The sequence below is a fragment of the Cryptosporangium phraense genome (assembly GCF_006912135.1).
Classification (GTDB): Bacteria; Actinomycetota; Actinomycetes; order Mycobacteriales; family Cryptosporangiaceae; genus Cryptosporangium; species Cryptosporangium phraense.
Map to the genome: position 1 here is coordinate 25,421 of NZ_VIRS01000020.1, position 19,028 is coordinate 44,448.

A 19,028-nucleotide genomic window follows, 5' to 3' on the forward strand; every position below is an offset into this window, starting at 1 on the left:
CAAGGGATCCGCGCGGTAGAACGTGTTCTCATGATTGGTTCTTCAGAACTCTGAACGCCGATTCACTGCTCGGCGTACGGTGGTGATCCGGCGCACCGCGGCCGTTGGTAGAGCCCGAGAACGAGTTCTAGGAAGGACGGGTCGATGACGACGAGCGGCCGCCCCGAGACAGCCCTCGACGTGCACGGCGCCGCGTTCCGCGACGCCAACTACGCGATCTACGACGACCTGCGCGCGCGGTGTCCGGTCGCCTGGTCGACCGAGAACGGCGGCTTCTGGCTGCTGACCGACTACGACTCGGTGTTCGAGGCCACCCGCGACGACGAGCTCTTCACGTCCACGCCGGGCACGAACATCCCGTACGGCGCCGGCGACCGGGACGTCGGGCTGGCCACCGTGCTGCCGCCGATCCACACCGACCCGCCGCTGACCGGCGCGATGCGCGCGCTGACCGTCCGGCTGCTGTCGCCGGCCCGGGCCGAGGAGCTGGAGCCGGAGATCCGGGCGATCGCCGACGAGCTGATCGACGAGTTCATCGCCGACGGCCACGCCGACCTGGTCACCCAGCTCACGACCCCGCTGCCGGCCCGGGTCATCCTGCGCCTGCTCGGGTTCGTCGAGTCGGACTGGCCCGACTGGGTGCTGGTGATCCACACGTTCATCCACGGCAACGAGTACGGGATGACCCGGGAGCAGGCGACCGACCGCGTCACCACGCTGATCTTCGACGAGCTGAGCCGCCGGGAGCAGTACGACGCTCCGCCCGACGACCTGGTCGGCTCGATCCTGAACGGAACCGTCGACGGCCGGCCGCTGACGATCGAGGAGCAGTTCGGCTACATCCTGCTGCTGCTCTTCGGCGGCATGGACACGACCAGCGGCCTCACCGGCAACTCGCTGCTGCGCATGATCGAACAGCCCGAGCTGCGGCAACAGCTGATCGACCGGCCCGAGCTGATGCGCTCGGCGACCGAGGAGTTCCTGCGGCACGGCACCCCCACCCAGGGGCTGGCCCGCACGGTCAGCCGCGACACCGAGTGGCACGGCGTCCGGCTCGCGGCCGGCGACAAGGCGCTGCTGACCTGGGCCGCGGCCAACCGTGACCCGCAGGCGTTCGAGTGCCCGGCCGAGATCGACCTGGCCCGCGCGCCGAACCGGCACCTGGCGTTCGGCGTCGGCCAGCACCGGTGCCTCGGCTCCAACCTGGCCCGGGTGATGTTCCGGGTGATGATCGAGCAGATCCTGACCCGGTTGCCCGACTTCGCGCTCGACGGTGAGCCGGCCCGCTTCGACGACGCGTCCGCCGTCTACGCGCTCAAGGAGCTGCCGGTGCGCTTCACGCCCGGGGTGGCCCGGTGAGCCCTCGGGAGCAGCGTCGCGCGCAGCGCGTCGCGACGAGCCGCGAGCAGATCCTGGACGCGGCCGAGGAGCTGTTCGGCGACCAGGGCTACCGGGCGACGAGCCTGCAGCAGGTCGCCGGGCGGGCCGAGTTCTCGGTCGGTGCGCTCTACCAGTTCTTCGCGTCGAAGGACGAGCTGCTGAGGGCCGTGATGAAGCGGCGCGGGCTCGTGCAGCTGGCCGAGATGACCGCGGCCGCGGACGACGGGCTGCTCCCGCTGGTCGACACGATCCTCGCGTTCCACCGGCGGTACCCGGCGTTCGGCCGGCTGTCGGCCCGGGTCTACTCGCCGGGGTCGGACGCCCCGGCCGGGTACGACGCGACCGAGCCGACCTACCGCACGGCGATGGACCTCTACGCGACGGCGATCCGGCGGGGCCAGGCCGCGGGCCGGGTCCGGGGCGGGGACCCGCAGGCGCTGGCCCGGCTGCTGTCGAGCCTGGTCACCGCGTTCCACCGGGTCGACGCCGAGCTCGGCCAGGACGGCCCGACGCTGGACGACGGGACGTTCCGCCGGATCCTGACCCGGGCGTTCGCCGCGTGACGTCGCCGCGGCAGGCTCGCCGGGCCCAGCGGGTCGCGCTGTCCCGGGAGCAGATCCTGGACATCGCCGAGGAGCTGTTCGGCGGCCAGGGCTACCGGGCGACGAGCCTGCAGCAGGTCGCCGACCGGGCCGAGTTCTCGGTCGGGGCGCTGTACCAGTTCTTCGCGTCCAAGGAAGACCTGCTCCGGGCGGTGATGTACCGCCGGGGCGGCGACCTGCTCGCGCTCATGCGGGCCGCGATCACCCCGGCCGGGAGCCTGGTCGCGCTGGTCGGGGCCATCAGCGGGTACTTCGCCCGGTACCCGGCCTACGGCCTGCTCACCGTGCGGCTGGCGTCCCCCGGCGAGGACGCGCCGAAGGACCTCGGCCCCGGCGGCGACGGGTTCGCCGGCGCGCTCGCCCTGTTCGCCGACGTCCTGCGGGCCGGCCAGCGGGCCGGCACCGTCGGGCCCGGCGACCCCGCGGCGTTGGCCGAGCTCGCGTCCAGCATGATCACCGCCCACCTCCGGGACCCGACAGGCCTCCCGGCCGACGACTTCGCCGACATCCTGACCGCAGCCTTCGCCGCGTAGCGGTCCCACCGCTCGAAGGAAGGGCGCCCGCATGAGCACACGGATCCCGTTCGTCGACTACCTGGTCCTCGATCCCCAGCCGCACCTGGTCGCGGCCGAGTGCACCGGCTGCGCCGCCCGCTACTTCGGCCGGCGCAACGCCTGCGCCCGCTGCTCGGGCACCGGCTTCCGGTCCGTCGACGTCGCCTCGTCCGGCGAGGTCCGGGCGTTCACGATCGTGACGTTCGCCGCGCCCGGCGTTCCGGTCCCGTTCGTCGCCGCGGTCGTCGACTGCGACGGCACGAGCGTCCGGACGAACCTCACCGACGTCGACGCGAGCCCGGAACACGTCCACCTGGGAATGAAGGTCGAGCTGACGACGACGGTCGTCGGAACCGACGACGACGGCGTCGAAGCCGTGAACTACGCCTTCCGACCGGCCGGGGAGCACTGACATGGCCGAGGACCTCTGGATCCTCGGGATCCACATGACGAAGTTCGGGAAGCACCCGTCTGCTGACCTGGTGGACCTGGCGTCCGAGGCCGCGCTCGGCGCGCTGGCCGACGGCGGGGTCACGATGACGCAGATCGGCGTGCTCGCCGCGGGCAACCTGCTCGGCGGCGGAGGCATCGGCCAGCTGCTGCAGAAGCAGATCGGGCAGACCGGCATCCCGGTCTACAACGTGGCCAACGCCTGCGCGACCGGGGCCACCGCGCTGCGGACCGTCTGCCTGGCGATCAAGGCCGGCGAGGCCGACCTGGGCCTGGCCGTCGGCGTCGAGAAGCTCTCCGGAGCCGGGCTGCTGGGCGCCCGGCCGCGGAAGGAGAACACCGGCACCTGGACCCGGTCGGGCCGCGACGGCGCGGTCGGCACCGTCGACGGACGCATCGGCACCGAGACGATGGCCGGGGTGTTCGCGCAGGTCGGCATGGAGTACGGCCACAAATACGGCGGGACGTCGTTCGAGCTGTTCGCGCGCATCTCGGAGAAGAACCACGCCCATTCGACGCTCAACCCGCTGGCCGCGTACCAGAAGAAGATGAGCCTCGAGCAGATCATGAACGACGTCATGATCGCCTACCCGAACACCCGGCCGATGTGCTCGGCGAACACCGACGGGGCGGCGGCGGCCGTGGTGATCAGCGGTTCGGCGCTGGCTCGTCTGAGCCGGGAGCAGCGGCGGCGGGCGGTGAAGATCTCGGCGTCGGTGCTGACGTCCGACCCCTGGTCGGAGTCCTGCCAGATCCTGCCGGACGTCAACACGCTGACCCGCAACGCCGCCACGCAGGCCTACGAAGCGGCCGGGATCGGGCCGGACGCGCTCGACCTGGTCGAGCTGCACGACTGCTTCGCCACCGCGGAGCTCGTGCACTACGACAACCTGATGCTGTGCGAGCCGGGCGGGGCGGTGGACTTCTTCGAGTCGGGCGCGCCCTGGCGGGACGGGTCGATGCCGGTGAACGTGTCCGGCGGGCTGCAGTCGAAGGGGCACCCGATCGCCGCGACCGGCATCGCGAACGTCTGGGAGGTCGCGACCCATCTGCGCGGCGAGGCCGGTCCGCGCCAGATCGAGGGCGCGCGGGTGGGGCTGGCCCACGTCATCGGGCTGGGCTCGGCGTGCGGGGTGCACATCCTGGAGAGGGCGGTGACCGGGTGAGTCCCGTCCTGCGGGACGCCGGGTTCGGTGGCAGGCTGGGGCGATGGAGTCGGTGTGGGACTACCCGAGGCCGCCGCGGCTGGAGCGCACCTCGGCACGGGTGACGATCGTGCACGCGGGGGAGACGATCGTCGACAGCGACCGGTGCTGGCGGGTGCTCGAGACGTCGCACCCGCCGGTCTACTACGTGCCCCGCGGTGATATCGCCGAGGGTGTGCTGGAGCCGAGCGCGGGCCGGTCGTTCTGCGAGTTCAAGGGCGTCGCCGACTACTGGGACGTCGTCGTCGGGGCGGCCCGGGTGCGCCAGGCCGGCTGGTCCTACGCCCACCCCACCCCGGCGTACGCCGACATCACCGACGCGGTCGCGTTCTACCCGAGCCGGGTCGACGAGTGCCGGGTCGACGGCGAGGTGGTCCAGCCGCAGGAGGGCGACTTCTACGGCGGCTGGATCACCGCGGACATCACCGGCCCGTTCAAGGGCGCCCCGGGCACCATGGGCTGGTGAGCCGGTGATCACCGGGCGGCGGCGCCCAGCGCCTGGCGGGCGATGATGACCTGCTGGATCTGCGACGTCCCCTCGTAGATGCGGAACAGCCGGGCGTCCCGGTAGAAGCGCTCGACCGCGACCCCGCGCATGTACCCGGCGCCGCCGTGGATCTGCACCGCCCGGTCGGCGACCCGTCCGACCATCTCCGAGCAGAAGTACTTCGCCGCCGACGGTCCGCTCACCTGGTCGGTGCCGGCGTCGTAGTTGCGGGCCACGTCCAGCACCAGGGCCCGGCCCGCGTAGTGGTCGGTGATCGAGTCCGCGATCAGGCCCTGGATCAGCTGGAACCGTGCGATCGGCGCCCCGCCCTGCTCCCGCGTCCGCGCGAACTCGACCGACTCGTGCACCAGCCGCCCGGCCATGCCCACGCACAGCGCGGCGATGTGCGCGCGCCCGTGCGCGAGGCACCGCGCGGCGATCCGGAACCCGTTGTTCACGCCGTCGTCGCCGCCGACGACCGCGTCCAGCGGAATGCGGACGTCGTCGAGGTGCACGTCCGCGGTGTGCGCGCCGAACTGCCCCATCTTCCGGTCGGCCGGTCCGATCGAGACGCCCGGCGTGTCCGCCGGGACCAGGAACGCGGAGATGCCCCGGTTCCCGGCCGCGGTCGGATCCGTCCGGGCGAAGACCATGAGGACGTCGGCGACGGGCGCGTTCGTGATGTAGCGCTTCGAGCCGTCGAGCACCCAGTGCGAGCCGTCGACGCGGGCCGAGGTGGACAGCGCCGACGGGTCCGACCCGGCGTCCGCCTCGGTGAGCCCGAACGACGCCGTGACCTCGCCGGACGCCAGGCGCGGCAGCCAGGTCTTCTTCTGCTCCTCGGTCGCGCCCTCGAGCAGCACGTGCCCGGCGATGCCGTTGTTCGTGCCGAACAGCGACCGCAGCGCCGGCGTGGTCCAGCCGAGCTCGAAGACCAGCTCGACCTCCTGGGCGACGGTGAGCCCGAGGCCGCCGTACTGCTCCGGGATCGTGAACCCGTACAGCCCCATGGCCTTGCAGGCCTCGACCAGCGACTCCGGGATCGTGTCGGTCGCGTCGATCTCCTCTTCCCGGGGGACGACCTCGGTGCGGACGAACGTGCGCACGGCGTCGATGATGTCGGCCAGGTCGGCGGCGTCCATGGGGCTCCTTTGTTCTCGGCCTGCGATGCCATCTTCGTCCCGAACGCGGCGCCGCGCATCGGCAGGAACACCCGGCCGGGTCCGGGCCCGGCCGGGGGAGCCGGTGACGCGGATGCGCGCGGACCTCGGTCGAGTCGACCGACACCTCCCACGTCGTTGGTCCACGGACCTGCGGTCTCGACGGCGGATCGGACACCACCTGCGCCCGCGTGCCACTGCGCTGCCGAGCCCGGAACAGCGCCTGACGCTCGGGCAGGTCGCGCCACGAAGCGCCGATCCGTGCGCGCTGTTCGTCGGATGAACGGGTGAGCGCATCGTGCGTACTCGGGCGGATGGAATAATGTATATCGCCAGCGCGATCCGAGGAGGCTCACGATCGTTCCGCGAACAGGGGCAGCGCGTCAGGACGTCGACTTCGTGGACTTCGTCGCCGAGGAGACCGGCGGGCTGTCCCGCCCGACCAGCGCCCAGCAGGTCGCCGCACACATCCGGCGGATGATCTTCGACCAGCGGCTGCGGGCCGGCGAACGCGTCCCGCAGGACGAGATCGCGGCCGAGCTCCGGGTCAGCCGGGTCCCGGTGCGGGAGGCGGTCATCGCGCTCGACCGGGAGGGCTGGGTCACGTCCCGCCCGCACCTCGGCGCGTTCGTGAACGGGCTCGACGAGAACTCGGTCCGCGACCACTACGAGCTGCTCGGGCTGATGTACGGTCTGGCGGCTCGCCGGGCGGTCGAGCGCGGGTCCGACGAGGGGCTGGCCGCGCTCGGTGAGATCGCCAAGGAGCTGCAGGCCACCTCGGACCCCGAGCGGTTCGGTGCGCTGAACGTCGCGTTCCTGCGTCAGTTGCTGCTGATGGCGGGTTCGCGACGGATCACCGCGGTGGCGCGGGTGATCACGACGAACATCGTGCCGGGGAACTTCTTCGCCGAGGTGCCGGGGGTGATCCGGATCCGTAAGCGTGGGGTTCGGGCAGTGCTCAAGGCGCTGAAGGCCGCCGACGGCCCGGCCGCCGAGGCCGCCCTCCTCGAGCTCCTCCGAACCGAAACCGACAGCGTGGTAACCCTCCTCGAGACCCGCGGTCTCCTCTCGTAGTGGGCGGCCCGCTGAGAACGACGCTGCCGAGCGGGCGCGACCACTTGAGTACGACCTGGTACGCGGCGTAGTCGCGCCCGATCGGCAGCGCCGCCCTCAGCGGGCTCCAGCTCACTACCACCGCGCTGCGGCGCGTACGGCGATGTGCGTGGGGGAGTGGCCGGCTTCCGCGCCCAGCGCCGGCCGGCCCCCGAACCGCGGCCGGTAGATAGTTTATACATTATTTACTCCACCAAGCACTTGCTCGGGCGAACGAAGCCGTGAAAGCTGGCCCACCCGGGGACGATGCTGCCCCCACTTGACGCCCCACCAAATAAGCCGGTCCGAACCGTTTCAGCAACATTTACGAAGCATTGACCGAAGATGAATTCCAGTTCTACTATTCGCCCACGCCGTGGCGGCGCCGCACCCCCGCACCGCCCGAGCGCCGGAGCCCGCAGCGCCTCGGCGACCACCAAGGCCACGGCAGCCCGCACCACGCTCCTCCCGTAGACCGCAGCCGAAGTATCTGGATCAACGGCGATCGGATGGTGTCCAATGACTGCTGCTTCTGACCCGAGCCTCACGGGCGAGCGGGTCGCGACCCCACCGCCGCAGGTGGCGCCGCCCCCGCCCCACACCCCGCCCGCGCCCCACACCCCGCCCGCGCCCCCGCCCCACACCGCGGCCCCACCGTCCACACCGGCCGCCCCACCGGCCCAGCCGCTGCCCTCCCGCCAGTACGCGTCGGGCGAGCCGCCGCGGCACCGGGTGCTGCGCAGCGTCCTGATCGGGCTCGGGGTGTTCTTCCTGGTGGTCGCGATCCTGGTCCCGCTGTACGTCTACCCGCGGGTGGCGGTGCTGCCGGCCGATCCGCAGCAGGAGCAACAACTGCAGGCCACCGGCGCGAAGATCCTCATGCCGGACGCGAACGACCCGGCCGGCGCCCGGGTGCTGGAGAACGTCGACGTCACGGTCACGAACTACATCTCGAAGGCCACCGACGCCGACGGCAGCGGCGACGACAACGTCTGGGACCTCGCGACCGAGATCTCGGTGCCCGGCCACGGCATGGTCAACGCCCGGGTCGAGCGGATCTCGATCGACCCCCGCACCGCGAAGCTGACGAACTGCTGCGGCGACCGCCTGGTCGCCGACCTCGACAAGCCCGACGGCAAGCCGATCACCCACGAGGGGTACATCGCCTGGCCGTTCGAGGTCGAGAAGCACTCGTACCCGGTCTGGGACATCAACTCGCTGCACGCGGTCACCGCGAACTACATCGGTGAGGCCGAGCGCGACGGCATCCACACCTACATGTTCAAGACCGAGCAGCCGATGCAGAAGGTCGGCACGATGGACCTGCCCGGCGGGCTGTTCGGCTCCAAGGAACCGAACGTCACCGCCGACGCGATGTACGCCGACACCAAGGTCTATTACATCGAGCCCGCGTCCGGGAACGTGATCGGCGTCAAGGACGACATCACCCAGCAGTACGTGTACAACGGCACGACGCTGACCGCGTTCGAGGCCAAGCTCGAGAGCCCGTCGATGCGCGGCGACACGCTCACCCAGGCCAAGCAGGCCGCGACGATGCTGCCCTGGATGCGCGGCCGGGTGTCGATCGTGCTGGTGCTGCTCGGTCTGGCGTTCTTCGTCGCCGCGTTCCTCATCGGCCGCCCCCGCCGAGCCAAGCACGTCGCCGGGTAGCCCGGGTCACGACCGGTCGGCCTGCTCGCCCCGCCGTCGCGGGGCGAGCAGGTCGACGAACGCGTCGGCGATCCGGTGGATCTCGCCGAGGTCGCCGCCGCGGTAGATCGCCTGGCTGAGGCGGGAGGTGATCAGCGCCCAGAGCATCGTCGCCGCGTCGTCCGCCCGGGCCGGGCCGAGCCCGGCCACCTCCGCGGCCAGCGCGGCCCGCGCGACCTGGCCGGACGCGGTGAGCAGGGCCCGCGCGTTGGGATCCGCGCTGCTCTGCAGCGCCACGTGCGCCTTGTAGAACTGCGGACGCCGCTGGCAGGCGGCGATCACCGCGTGCGCCCGGGCCCGGACGCCGGCGGCGGGGGCGCGCCCGACGTCGGTGAGCCAGTCGAGCAGGACCGCGGCGTAGAGGTGTTCCTTCGAGCTGAAACAGCGGTAGAGCGTGCCGAGCGCGACGCCGGCCCCCTGGGCGACGTCACGCATCTGGATCTGCTCGTACTCGTGGCGTTCGAGCGCGGCCCGGGCCGCGGCGAGGATCCGCTCGCGCCGGTCCTGCTCCTCCACGGCCGCTCCTCTGGGAGAGAGAGTGACTACTGTATATTCTATTCAACGCGAGAGGGATCTGATCATGCGGGTGTTCACGTCGGTCGACGAACTCGAGCAGGCCGTGGGCACCGAGGTCGGGGCGAGCGAGTGGCTGACCGTCACGCAGGATCGGGTCGACCTGTTCGCCGACGCCACCGACGACCACCAGTGGATCCACGTCGACGTCGAGCGGGCCGCGGCCGGGCCGTTCGGCGCCCCGATCGCGCACGGTTACCTCACGCTCTCGCTGCTGCCGTCGTTCGCCCGTCAGATCTTCCGGGTCGAGGCCCGGATGGCGGTCAACTACGGGCTGAACAAAGTGCGGTTCCCGGCGCCGGTCGCGGTCGGCTCGTCGATCCGCGCGGTGGTCCGGCTCCTCGAGGTCACGCGGGTGGGGGAGGCGGTCCAGGTCGTCTCGTCGACCACGGTCGAGATCCGGGGCGGAACCAAGCCGGCGGTCGTCGCCGAGACCGTCGGTCGCTTTTATCTGTAATCACTCGGTACGGATCTGTACCAAGAGTCGAAATTCGGTTTCGGAAATTGGTCCGGCCGTTACAGACTGAGAGATTTTGCTGAATCTGCACCAAGAAATCGAATTCTACTTACACTGGTGTATGCCGGTTTCCTACCGGCCACGATCGAAATAGCCAGCTCGGTACAGAGGAGGTGGGTGTGCGAATCGGCTTGCTCTCGTACCGCAGTAAACCGCACTGTGGTGGCCAGGGGGTATACGTCCGTTACCTGAGTCGCGGTCTGGTCGAGTTGGGGCACGAGGTAGAGGTGTTCTCGGGCCAACCCTATCCGGAAGAGCTCGACCCGCGAGTGAAACTCACCAAGGTCCCGAGCCTCGACATGTTCGGCGGTCCGGACTTTCCCCGCCGCGTCCGGTGGCAGGAGTTCCGCGACCGGTACGACTGGCTCGAGTACCTCACGACCAAGACCGGGACGTTCGCCGAGCCGCTGGCCTTCACCTACCGGATCGCGCACCTGATGCGTGCCCGCGCCGCCGACTTCGACGTGATCCACGACAACCAGTCGCTCGGCTACGGGCTGCTCTCGCTCAAGCGGCGGGGGATCCCGCTGGTCGCGACGCTGCACCACCCGATCAGCCGCGACCGCCGGGTCGAGCTGTCGGCCGCGCCGCTGCGTAAGAAGTACGGCGTCGCCCGCTGGTACGGCTTCGTACGGATGCAGGCCCGGGTGGCCCGGCGGATGCCGATGCTGATCGGCGTCTCCGACGTCGCCAGCGCCGACGCCGTGGCCGACTTCAAGCTTCCGCCGGGCCGCTTCCGCGTGGTGCCGCTCGGCGTCGACGTCGACGTGTTCCGCCCGGTCGCCGACCGCGTCCCGGGCCGGATCGTCGCGGTCGCCAGCGCGGACCGCCCGCTGAAGGGCGTCGCCTATCTGCTGGACGCGGTAGCGAAGCTCCGCGTCGACCACCCGGTCGAGCTGCAGCTCGTCTCGGCGCTCGAGCCGGGCGGCGCGACCGAGCGCCGGATCGCCGAGCTCGGCCTGCAGGACTGCGTGACGGTCCGCACCGGGCTGACCGACGCGGAGCTGGCCGCGCTCCTCGGATCGGCCGAGATCATGTGCGTGCCGTCCCTCTACGAGGGATTCTCGTTACCCACCGTCGAGGGCCTCGCCTGCGGGACCCCGATCGTCGCGAGCCGTGCCGGAGCGTTGCCCGAGGTCATCGGCGACGCCGGCGTCCTGGTCGAGCCGGGCGACGCGGGTGCGCTGGTCACCGCGCTCGACGCGCTGCTGCGCTCGCCCGCCGAGCGCGCCCGGCTGAGCGCGGCCGGCCGCGCGCGGGCCGAGGAGAAGTACAGCTGGCTCTCGGTCGCCCGGGCGACCGTCGAGGCCTATTCGGACGCTATCCGCGAGGGGAAGGTGGCCTGACCGTGCTGACCGTGGACTTCGATCGGTTACGGGTCGGGCGCCGCACCCGCTTCATCGACGTCGGCGCGGGTGGGGGCAGGCACTCCTACGAGGCGCTGCGCCGCGGAGCCGAGGTCGTCGCCTACGACCTCGACGAACCCGAGCTCAAGAGCGTCGCGGACATGTTCGCGGCGATGGTCGAGGCCGGCGAGGTGCCGCCCGGCGGCAGCGGCCGGGTGCAGGTCGGCAACATCCTCGACATGCCCTACGACGACGGCCACTTCGACGTCGTGCTGGCCTCGGAGATCCTCGAACACGTCCCCGAGGACGACGCGGCGATCGCCGAGCTCGTGCGCATCCTGGCCCCGGGCGGAACGCTCGCGGTCACCGTGCCGCGCTGGCTGCCCGAGGCGGTCTGCTGGGCGCTGTCGGACGAGTACCACGCCAACGAGGGCGGCCACATCCGGATCTACCGGGCCGACGCGCTGGAGAAGAAGCTGGTCGCGGCCGGTCTGGAGGCGACCCACAAGCACCACGCCCACGCGCTGCACTCGCCGTACTGGTGGCTGAAGTGCGCGGTCGGCCCGAACCGGGAGAACCATCCGGCGGTCAAGGCCTACCACCAGCTGCTGGTCTGGGACCTGATGAAGAAGCCGGCCGCGACCCGGCTGGCCGAGAAGGCGCTCGACCCGCTGATCGGCAAGAGCGTCTCGCTGTACTTCCGCAAGCCGGTGACGCCGTGAGCGATGTCCCCGCGCTCGAGGGCGTGCTGACGTCGTCGGAAGTTCTTCGTACCGCGGAGGCGATCGCGGAGGTGCAGGAGCCGGCCGGAGCCATCCCGTGGTTCCGCGACGGCCACCTCGATCCCTGGGACCACGTCCAGAGCGCGATGGCGCTGACCGCGGCCGGCCTGACCGGCCGGGCCGAGGCCGCGTACGAGTGGTGCCGTCAGACCCAGCGTCCGGACGGCTCCTGGGCGTCGAAGTACGTGGCCGGTCGGGTCGAGGACGCGAGCGCGGACGCGAACTTCACCGCGTACGTCGCCACCGGCGTCTGGCACCACTGGACGATCACCCGCGACCGGGCGTTCGTCGAGCGGATGTGGCCGGTGGTCCGGGCGGCGATCGGCGCGGTGCTGTCGCTGCAGACGTCGGGCGGGGAGATCCACTGGGGCCGGGAGCCGTCCGGCGCGGTCAAGCCCGAGATCCTGCTGACCGGGAACGCGAGCGTCCACCTGAGCCTGCGCTGCGCGGTCGCGCTGGCCGAGGTGGTCGGCGAGCTCGCGCCGGAGTGGGAGCTGGCCGCGGCCCGGCTGGGTCACGTGGTCGAGCGTCACCCCGAGCGGTTCGCCGACAAGCACCGCTACTCGATGGACTGGTACTACCCGATCCTGTCCGGCGTGCTGAGCCGAGCGGACGCCGACGCCCGGCTGGCCGCCCGCTGGGACGACTTCGTGGTGCCGGGCCTGGGCATCCGCTGCGTCGCCGACCAGCCCTGGGTCACCGGGGCCGAGACGTGCGAGCTGGTGCTGGCGCTGGACGCGATCGGGCGCCCGGACGACGCCCGCGAACAGCTCGCGGCCATGCAGCACCTGCGCCACGACGACGGCTCGTACTGGACCGGCTACGTGTACCCGGACGCGACCCGGTGGCCGGTAGAGCAGACGGCCTGGACCGCGGCCACGGTCATACTGGCCACCGACGCGCTGTCCCGGACGACGCCGGGCAGTGGACTGTTCCGCGGCGAGGGGCTGCCCAGCGGCGTCCTCGCCGGAGCTCTGGAGGGAACCTGCTCATGTCCGGCGAACCGGTGACGTTTCCTGCTTCTCTGGCTTCCCTGGCGTCGTCCGTACGCGGGTTCATGCCGTCGGACGAGGGACTGGCGTTGCACTCGGCGGCGGTGCGGTACCTCGGCGCCGGAGGCGTCGCGGTGGAGATCGGCACGTACTGCGGGAAGTCGACGCTCTACCTCGGCCACGCGGCCTCGGTGACCGGCGGGACCGTCGTCACGGTGGACCACCACCGCGGGTCGGAGGAGCACCAGGAGGGCTGGGAGTACCACGACCGGTCGCTGGTGGACTCGACCGGACAGCTCGACACGCTGCCGGTGCTGCGGGAGACGCTGGCGTCGGCCGGGCTGGAGAACGTCGTGACGCCGATCGTCGGACGCTCGGCGGCGGTCGCGGCCTGGTGGGGCTGCCCGATCGACCTGCTGTTCATCGACGGCGGGCACACCGACGAGGCGGCCCAGGCCGATCTGCGCGGCTGGGCACCGCACGTGCGGCCCGGGGGAGCGCTGGTGATCCACGACGTGTTCCCGGACCCGGCCGACGGCGGTCAGGCGCCGTACCGGATCTACCGCTCGGCGCTGGACTCCGGGTTCACCGAGGTGAGCGTGGTGGGGTCGCTGCGGGTACTGGAGCGAAAAAGCTGATCGGACTGTTGACCGTGTGACGGGCCATAACTAGAGTCCGATCCCAGTTTCGGCTCTCATCCTCCGCACGTGAACCTTGCGTGTCCGCGCGGAAGGCTCCGTCATGTCGTCACCCGGTAGTAGACGCCTGCGCACCGGCCACCTGCTGATCTTTCTGCTCGTCACCCACACGCCGCTCACCCTGCTCTGGGGCGCGGTTCCCGAGACCTACCGGGTCGGTCAGGTGGAGGCGACGCCACTGGTGTTCGCGCTGGCCGGGCTCGTGCTGCTCGGGTTCGTGTTCGGCTACAGCGGCATGGCCAAGCGGCTGCGCCACCCCGGCGGCGTGTACGTCCAGGTCGCCCACGGCCTCGGACGCCCGGCCGGCATCGGCGCAGCCGCGGTCATCCTCGTCGCGTATCTGGGGCTGGTCGCCGGGCTTTACAGCTTCTTCGGCGGGATCCTGAAGGGGTTGCTGTTCAACCTGTTCGGGGTGAACGTCCCGATCGGGTTCGGGATCGCGATCTGCGTGGCCGGTGGGGCGCTGCTGAGCCGGTTCCGCGCCCGGCAGGTGCTCCCGATCTTCGCCGTCATCCTGGTGATCCAGCTGGTCACGCTGGTCGTGACGCTGGTCGCGGCGTTCTCCTCGCCTGCTGGCGGGGTCATGTCGTTTGAAGGGCTGGAGCCCGGTGGGCTGCTGACCGGGTCGTTCGGGGTGACGCTGGTGTTCGCGCTGATGGCGTCCAGCGGCACCGAGACCGCGGCCAACTACACCGCCGAGCTGGCCGACCCGGCGCGGTCGCTGCCCCGGGCGACGTACTTCTCCTACACGGTGACGACGTGCGTCACGGTCGCCGGTGCGCTCGCGGTCAGCGGGCTGGTCGGACCGGCGAACGCGCCGCTGATCGCCCAGCGGACCGGCCCGGCGCTGTTCCCGGTGCTGGTCGCGCAGGTCGTCGGGCCGGCCCAGGCCGCGACCGTGGTGAACGTGCTGATGGCGGTGCTGCTGACCGGGATCTTCGGGGCGACCGCGGGGTTGCAGGGTGCGCTGGTCCGGCAGCTCTTCGGGCTGGCCGGCGACGGCGTGCTGCCGTCGGTGCTGGTCCGGAAGCGTCCGGTCCTGCTCTCCGTTCTGCACCCGGTCGTCGGGGGGTTGGTCGCAGTGTTCGGGGCGGACGCGACCGGTGCGCTGAAGCCGTGGGTGCTGATCGGGTGCACGCTCGGGTTGTTCGGGATGCTGGCGCTGGCGTCGCTGTCGGCCGCGGTGTGGTTCCTGCGGGGTGAGGCGGACGAGGCCGGGTTCTTCGGGTGGGAGGGTCAGGTCGTAGCGGCGGGGTTCTCGGCGCTGACGCTGTTCTTGATCGTCGGGTACGGGTTCACGCATGTGGGGGAGTTGGATACCGGGCATACGGCGGGGGCTACGGGGTTGGTGGTGGGGGTGGTGGCGGTTCCGTTCGTGGGTGGGGTGGTGTGGGCGGGGTTCTTGCGGGTGGTGAGGCCGAAGGTTTACGCGAGAATCGGCCGGAGCGGTTTGGCATCATTCGATGCGCCGGAGGCTCCGGGGACGGCGAGTGTGTCGGATGCTTCGGGGATATCGGATGCGCTGGGGGTGCAGGTCGCGCCGGGGGCTCTGGGGGCGCCGGGGGTGCCTGGCTTGGCCTCGGCCGCCGGACCGGGCTACTCGGCTGCGGCTGCGGGCGCGCCGCCCTACGCAATGCCGCACCAGCCGGCGGCGGTCCTGTCTCCGGCAGCGGACCCGTACGCGGGACCACAGCCGTACGCGGCGCCCCAGCCATACGCGACGGCCCAGTCACACGGTGCGCCTCAGCACCACGGTGCGCCTCAGCAGTACGCGCCGCCTCAGCCGGCGGCGGCCCAGCCCTACGCATCGCCTCAGCGGCACGCTGCGTCACTGCCGTTCGTGTCGTCGGCTCAGCCGTATGCCCAGCCTCAGCCAGCGGCGGCCCAGCCACACGTGTTGCCTCAGCCGTACGCGGCGGCTCAACTGCCTGTGTCGGCTGAGCCCGCGGTGACCGCGCCACATTCAACGGATCAGCCACCGGCGGCGTTGAATCCGGAGGTTCCGCCTCCGGTGGAGTTGTACCGGTCGCCGGGGCCGCCCGCATCGCCCGAGCCGTATGCACCGCCCGAGCCGTACGCAGCGCACGGGTCGCCCGGACCGCACGCGTCGCCCGAGCCGCATGCGTTCTCCGGGTTGCCCGGGCCGCAGGCGGCCGCTCCACCGAGCGGGGCCGCTGAGTCGCAGGCCGCGCCGGGCTTGTATTCGGCGCCGAATCTGCACGCGGCGCCGGAGCCGTTCGCGGTGCGGCCGCACCCGGAGGCGCGGGCGGTTGCAGAAGAGGCGGACCCGACGGTGACCCGGCCGTACGTGGCGGCGGCGGAGCCCGAAGGCCCGCCCGCCCAATGGGAGCCTCCGCGGCCACGATCGGCGCTGGACAACTTCCGCCGCGACACGCCGGTGACCGCCCGCGACTGGTGGGACCGCCCGCCGAACTGATCGCCGCCCAGCCCGGACGCGCACTTCGATCGCCGGACCGCACCCCGCAGCGGCCCCCCACCCACCGGCGACCCGCAGGAGTCGGCCGCCGCCCCGCGGCCCGCCGCCCCGCGGCCCGGTGTGCGGTGGCCCGGTGTGCGGTGGTCCGCCACCCGGTGGTCCGCCGTCCGGTGGTCCGCCGCCCGGTGGCCCGGTGCACTCTTCGATCACGTGTCGTCCTCACCCGCGAGGCATCGGCGCGCGCGAGCGCGACGCACATCACGACACACGGCACGCGCCCCGACGTCGTAGTGAACGACTTCATGGACGGCTCATGGCCACCGCACAGAAACTTTGCGGACAGTCGACCTGTGACCGAAACCGTCCACGCCCGCCCCGCGGCGCCGCCCAGACCCCGAACCCCGCTCTGGTGGGGCGACTCCGCCGTCACGGCGGTCGGGCTGAGCCTCCTGGTCGTCGTCGCGCTCTGGGTCTCGCACGGCGGCGCCACGCAGCTCTCGAGCGGCCACTGGGCTGCGGTGAGCGCGGGCGGGCGGCTGGCCGGCCTGCTGGCGTCCGACCTGATGCTCGTGCAGGTGCTGCTCCTGGCCCGCATCCCGCTGGTCGAGCGCGCGTTCGGCCAGGACCGCCTGGCCCGCTGGCACCGCTGGACCGGCTTCGCGTCGTTCGACCTCATGCTCGTGCACATCGTGCTGATCACGCTCGGTTATGCCGGGCCGGTGCACACCCCGGTGCTGCGCGAGTTCTGGGACCTCGTCACCACGTACCCCGGCATGCTGCTAGCCGCGGCCGGCAGCGGGTTTCTCGTCCTCGTCGTCGTGACCTCGGTCCGAGCCGCACGGCGGCGGCTGCGCTACGAGTCGTGGCACCTCCTGCACCTGTACGCCTACCTCGGCGTCGGTCTGGCGCTGCCGCACCAGCTCTGGACCGGGGACGACTTCATCGCGTCACCGTGGGCCCGGGCCTACTGGTGGACGCTGTACGCGGCCGCCGCGGCCGCGGTGCTGGTGTTCCGGATCGGGGTGCCGGTCTGGCGGTCGTGGCGGCACGACCTGCGCGTGGTCGACGTCGTGCCGGAAGGACCGGGGCTGACGTCGGTGTATCTCCGCGGGACGCACATGGACCGGCTCCCGGTCCGTGCGGGCCAGTTCTTCCAATGGCGGTTCCTCGACGGTCCGGGATGGTCGCGGGCGCACCCGTACTCTCTCTCATCCGCGCCGGGGCGCGACGACCTGCTGCGGATCACCGTGAAGGACCTCGGCGACGGGAGCGCCCGGGTGAGCACGCTCCGGCCGGGCACCCGCGCGCTGATCGAAGGGCCGTACGGGCGGCTCACCGCCGAGACGTATCCGGGCGGTCCGGTCCTGTTGCTGGCGTCCGGGGTCGGCATCACGCCGCTGCTGGCTCTGCTGCAGGAGCTGCCGTACGGACCGGGCGAGGCCACGCTGGTCTACCGGGCGCGCACCGAGGCCGACCTGGCCTTCCGGGCCGAGCTCGACACGTTGGCCACCGAGCGGGGCGTCCGGATCGTGCCGCTGGTCGGGCCGCGGGCGGCGGCCGGCTCATGGCTTCCGGCCGGGTATCCGGAGCTCACCGACGCCGAGGCGCTGCGTGCGCTGGCCCCCGAGGTCGAGCGCCATCAGCTGTACGTCTGCGGGCCCGAGGGCTGGACCCACGCGGTCCGGGCGGCGGCGCACGCGGCCGGGGTGCCGGGCGGTTCCATCCACATCGAACAGTTCGCCTGGTAGGAGGGTCGGTCTCGATGCGCAAGATCACGCTGTGGCTGCTGTCGACGGTAGCGGTCGTCGTGCTGCTGTTCAGCTACCGCACGAGCACGGGCGGGAGCGGCTCCCCGACGACGGCGGCCGCGGCCGCCGCGCCGTCGTCGTCCGGCTCCGCGGCCGCCGCGCCGTCGTCCGGCTCCGCGGCCGCCTCGGGACGCACCTACTCCGGGTCCGTGGCCTCCACCCAGTGGGGGAACGTGCAGGTCACGATCACGGTCTCGGACGGGAAGATCACCGCCGTCGACGTGCCGGTCTATCCGGACGGCAACCGGCGGGACGCCGAGATCAACGAGTACGCGCTGCCGGCGCTCGAGAAGGAAGTGATCGCCGCGCAGAGCGCCGACATCGACACGATCTCCGGCGCGACCGTCACCAGCGACGGCTACCGCGAGTCGCTCCAGGCGGCGATCGACGCGGCGCACCTGTCGTGAGCGCCGACCGGAAGGCCTGGGTCCAGCAGATCATGGGGTTGCCGGTGAGCGTGCACGTCCGAGGGCCGGATCCGGCCTCGGCGCAGCCCCGGGTAGAGGCCCTGTTCGACGCGCTGCGCGCCGCCGACCGGGTGTTCAGCACCTATCGGGACGACAGCGATCTCGCGCGGTGGGAGCGGGGGGCCGTCGACGTGGATCCGGCGCTGGGCGAGGTGTTCGCGCTCTGCGAGGAGGCTCGGGTGCGCACCGGCGGATGGTTCGACGCCCGGTCGCTGCCCGATCCGCGCACCGGGCGGCTCCGGTACGACCCGTCCGGCCTGGTCAAGGGCTGGGCGGTCCAACGAGCGGCCGAGCCGCTACGCGGCCTCCCCGGCCACGACTGGTGCATCAACGCCGGCGGCGACGTCTACGCCGCCGCCACGCCGACCGCCGCGGCCACCGCCGCCACGACCGCGGCCACCGCCGCCGACAAGACCGACTCCGGGCGGCCCTGGCGCGTCGGCATCGAAGACCCGGCCGACCCCCGGCAAGTGGCCGCCGTCGTACCGCTCACGACCGGAGCCGTAGCCACCTCCGGCACCACCCACCGCGGAGCCCACATCCTCGACCCCACCACCGGCCGCCCGGCGACCGCCGTCCGGGCCGCCACGGTCACCGGCCCGTCCCTCCTCTGGGCCGACGTCTACGCCACCGCCGCCGTCGCCCGCGGCACCGACGCCCTGCCCTGGCTGGAGGAAATGCCCCACTACGAAGCCAGGCTGACCCTCGCCGACGGCACCGTCCGAACAACCACATCGTTCGGTCCGAAGCCCACACCGCTCGCTTGAC

General features: G+C 71.9%; 19 protein-coding genes. 17 read left to right on the forward strand and 2 right to left on the reverse strand.

Going from position 1 to position 19,028, the window contains the following annotated elements; genetic code table 11:
- The first annotated feature begins 144 nt into the window (after window positions 1-144).
- From FL583_RS25910 to FL583_RS25935, 6 genes are read left to right on the forward strand one after another with little or no spacing between them, the layout of a single operon-like run.
- Window positions 145-1,359 carry a cytochrome P450 gene (locus tag FL583_RS25910; protein ID WP_142707431.1) on the forward strand — a complete coding sequence of 405 codons (1,215 nt, stop codon included), beginning with the start codon at window positions 145-147 and terminating at the stop codon, window positions 1,357-1,359.
- Window positions 1,356-1,943 (forward strand): TetR/AcrR family transcriptional regulator, encoded by a 588-nt coding sequence (locus FL583_RS25915; RefSeq protein WP_142707432.1) that lies wholly within the window; start codon window positions 1,356-1,358, stop codon window positions 1,941-1,943. The genes FL583_RS25910 and FL583_RS25915 overlap by 4 nt, the downstream gene beginning before the upstream one ends.
- Complete coding sequence (locus FL583_RS25920; protein WP_142707433.1) at window positions 1,940-2,515, forward strand: TetR/AcrR family transcriptional regulator; 576 nt, start codon at window positions 1,940-1,942, stop codon at window positions 2,513-2,515. Before FL583_RS25915 ends, FL583_RS25920 begins: the two co-directional genes overlap by 4 nt.
- A 31-nt stretch (window positions 2,516-2,546) precedes the next feature.
- Window positions 2,547-2,948 carry a Zn-ribbon domain-containing OB-fold protein gene (locus FL583_RS25925; protein WP_142707434.1) on the forward strand — a complete coding sequence of 134 codons (402 nt, stop codon included), beginning with the start codon at window positions 2,547-2,549 and terminating at the stop codon, window positions 2,946-2,948.
- A gap of 1 nt (window position 2,949) precedes the next feature.
- On the forward strand, window positions 2,950-4,152 hold the full coding sequence (locus FL583_RS25930; protein WP_142707435.1) for a thiolase family protein: 1,203 nt from the start codon (window positions 2,950-2,952) through the stop codon (window positions 4,150-4,152).
- 43 nt (window positions 4,153-4,195) lie between these two features.
- Window positions 4,196-4,657, forward strand: coding sequence for a DUF427 domain-containing protein (locus tag FL583_RS25935; protein ID WP_142707436.1), 462 nt, complete (start codon window positions 4,196-4,198; stop codon window positions 4,655-4,657).
- An 8-nt stretch (window positions 4,658-4,665) separates the two neighbouring features.
- Here FL583_RS25935 and FL583_RS25940 read toward each other — a convergent pair whose 3' ends face one another.
- Window positions 4,666-5,820, reverse strand: a complete 1,155-nt coding sequence (locus FL583_RS25940; RefSeq protein ID WP_142707437.1) for an acyl-CoA dehydrogenase family protein — start codon at window positions 5,818-5,820, stop codon at window positions 4,666-4,668.
- Window positions 5,821-6,237: 417 nt separating this feature from the next.
- Here FL583_RS25940 and FL583_RS25945 point away from each other — a divergent pair, with 417 nt between their 5' ends.
- Window positions 6,238-6,912: a GntR family transcriptional regulator gene (locus tag FL583_RS25945; RefSeq protein ID WP_205752463.1), complete on the forward strand. Its 675-nt coding sequence runs from the start codon at window positions 6,238-6,240 to the stop codon at window positions 6,910-6,912.
- A gap of 537 nt (window positions 6,913-7,449) precedes the next feature.
- Window positions 7,450-8,601, forward strand: coding sequence for a cell envelope lipid trafficking protein PgfA (gene pgfA, locus FL583_RS25950; protein WP_142707438.1), 1,152 nt, complete (start codon window positions 7,450-7,452; stop codon window positions 8,599-8,601).
- Window positions 8,602-8,607: 6 nt separating this feature from the next.
- Here pgfA and FL583_RS25955 read toward each other — a convergent pair whose 3' ends face one another.
- Window positions 8,608-9,156 carry a TetR/AcrR family transcriptional regulator gene (locus FL583_RS25955; RefSeq protein ID WP_205752464.1) on the reverse strand — a complete coding sequence of 183 codons (549 nt, stop codon included), beginning with the start codon at window positions 9,154-9,156 and terminating at the stop codon, window positions 8,608-8,610.
- A gap of 64 nt (window positions 9,157-9,220) precedes the next feature.
- Here FL583_RS25955 and FL583_RS25960 point away from each other — a divergent pair, with 64 nt between their 5' ends.
- The 9 genes from FL583_RS25960 to FL583_RS26000 all read left to right on the forward strand — a co-directional run bounded on the left by FL583_RS25960 (window position 9,221) and on the right by FL583_RS26000 (window position 19,027).
- On the forward strand, window positions 9,221-9,670 hold the full coding sequence (locus tag FL583_RS25960) for a MaoC family dehydratase (protein ID WP_142707440.1): 450 nt from the start codon (window positions 9,221-9,223) through the stop codon (window positions 9,668-9,670).
- A gap of 179 nt (window positions 9,671-9,849) precedes the next feature.
- On the forward strand, window positions 9,850-11,076 hold the full coding sequence (locus tag FL583_RS25965; RefSeq protein WP_142707441.1) for a glycosyltransferase family 4 protein: 1,227 nt from the start codon (window positions 9,850-9,852) through the stop codon (window positions 11,074-11,076).
- A gap of 2 nt (window positions 11,077-11,078) precedes the next feature.
- Window positions 11,079-11,798 (forward strand): class I SAM-dependent methyltransferase, encoded by a 720-nt coding sequence (locus tag FL583_RS25970; RefSeq protein WP_142707442.1) that lies wholly within the window; start codon window positions 11,079-11,081, stop codon window positions 11,796-11,798.
- Window positions 11,795-12,868 carry a glucosidase family protein gene (locus tag FL583_RS25975; protein WP_142707443.1) on the forward strand — a complete coding sequence of 358 codons (1,074 nt, stop codon included), beginning with the start codon at window positions 11,795-11,797 and terminating at the stop codon, window positions 12,866-12,868. The genes FL583_RS25970 and FL583_RS25975 overlap by 4 nt, the downstream gene beginning before the upstream one ends.
- Window positions 12,850-13,488 carry a class I SAM-dependent methyltransferase gene (locus tag FL583_RS25980; protein ID WP_142707444.1) on the forward strand — a complete coding sequence of 213 codons (639 nt, stop codon included), beginning with the start codon at window positions 12,850-12,852 and terminating at the stop codon, window positions 13,486-13,488. The genes FL583_RS25975 and FL583_RS25980 overlap by 19 nt, the downstream gene beginning before the upstream one ends.
- Window positions 13,489-13,591: 103 nt before the next feature.
- Window positions 13,592-15,985: an APC family permease gene (locus FL583_RS42525; protein WP_142707445.1), complete on the forward strand. Its 2,394-nt coding sequence runs from the start codon at window positions 13,592-13,594 to the stop codon at window positions 15,983-15,985.
- 350 nt (window positions 15,986-16,335) lie between these two features.
- Complete coding sequence (locus tag FL583_RS25990) at window positions 16,336-17,733, forward strand: ferredoxin reductase family protein (RefSeq protein ID WP_205752465.1); 1,398 nt, start codon at window positions 16,336-16,338, stop codon at window positions 17,731-17,733.
- Window positions 17,734-17,747: 14 nt separating this feature from the next.
- The gene (locus FL583_RS25995) at window positions 17,748-18,200 is read left to right on the forward strand and encodes an FMN-binding protein (protein ID WP_142707447.1); all 453 of its coding nucleotides are present in this window, start codon (window positions 17,748-17,750) and stop codon (window positions 18,198-18,200) included.
- Window positions 18,197-19,027, forward strand: a complete 831-nt coding sequence (locus tag FL583_RS26000; RefSeq protein WP_205752466.1) for an FAD:protein FMN transferase — start codon at window positions 18,197-18,199, stop codon at window positions 19,025-19,027. Before FL583_RS25995 ends, FL583_RS26000 begins: the two co-directional genes overlap by 4 nt.
- Window position 19,028 lies beyond the last annotated feature (1 nt).

Excerpts from the sequence above, each read along its gene's own strand:
- FL583_RS42525 (WP_142707445.1), top strand. The coding sequence starts at position 13,592 with ATGTCGTCACCCGGTAGTAGACGCCTGCGCACCGGCCACCTGCTGATC.
- FL583_RS25935 (WP_142707436.1), top strand. The coding sequence starts at position 4,196 with ATGGAGTCGGTGTGGGACTACCCGAGGCCGCCGCGGCTGGAGCGCACC.
- pgfA (WP_142707438.1), top strand. The coding sequence starts at position 7,450 with ATGACTGCTGCTTCTGACCCGAGCCTCACGGGCGAGCGGGTCGCGACC.
- FL583_RS25940 (WP_142707437.1), bottom strand. The coding sequence starts at position 5,820 with ATGGACGCCGCCGACCTGGCCGACATCATCGACGCCGTGCGCACGTTC.
- FL583_RS25995 (WP_142707447.1), top strand. The coding sequence starts at position 17,748 with ATGCGCAAGATCACGCTGTGGCTGCTGTCGACGGTAGCGGTCGTCGTG.
- FL583_RS25910 (WP_142707431.1), top strand. The coding sequence starts at position 145 with ATGACGACGAGCGGCCGCCCCGAGACAGCCCTCGACGTGCACGGCGCC.
- FL583_RS25960 (WP_142707440.1), top strand. The coding sequence starts at position 9,221 with ATGCGGGTGTTCACGTCGGTCGACGAACTCGAGCAGGCCGTGGGCACC.
- FL583_RS25980 (WP_142707444.1), top strand. The coding sequence starts at position 12,850 with ATGTCCGGCGAACCGGTGACGTTTCCTGCTTCTCTGGCTTCCCTGGCG.
- FL583_RS25925 (WP_142707434.1), top strand. The coding sequence starts at position 2,547 with ATGAGCACACGGATCCCGTTCGTCGACTACCTGGTCCTCGATCCCCAG.
- FL583_RS25930 (WP_142707435.1), top strand. The coding sequence starts at position 2,950 with ATGGCCGAGGACCTCTGGATCCTCGGGATCCACATGACGAAGTTCGGG.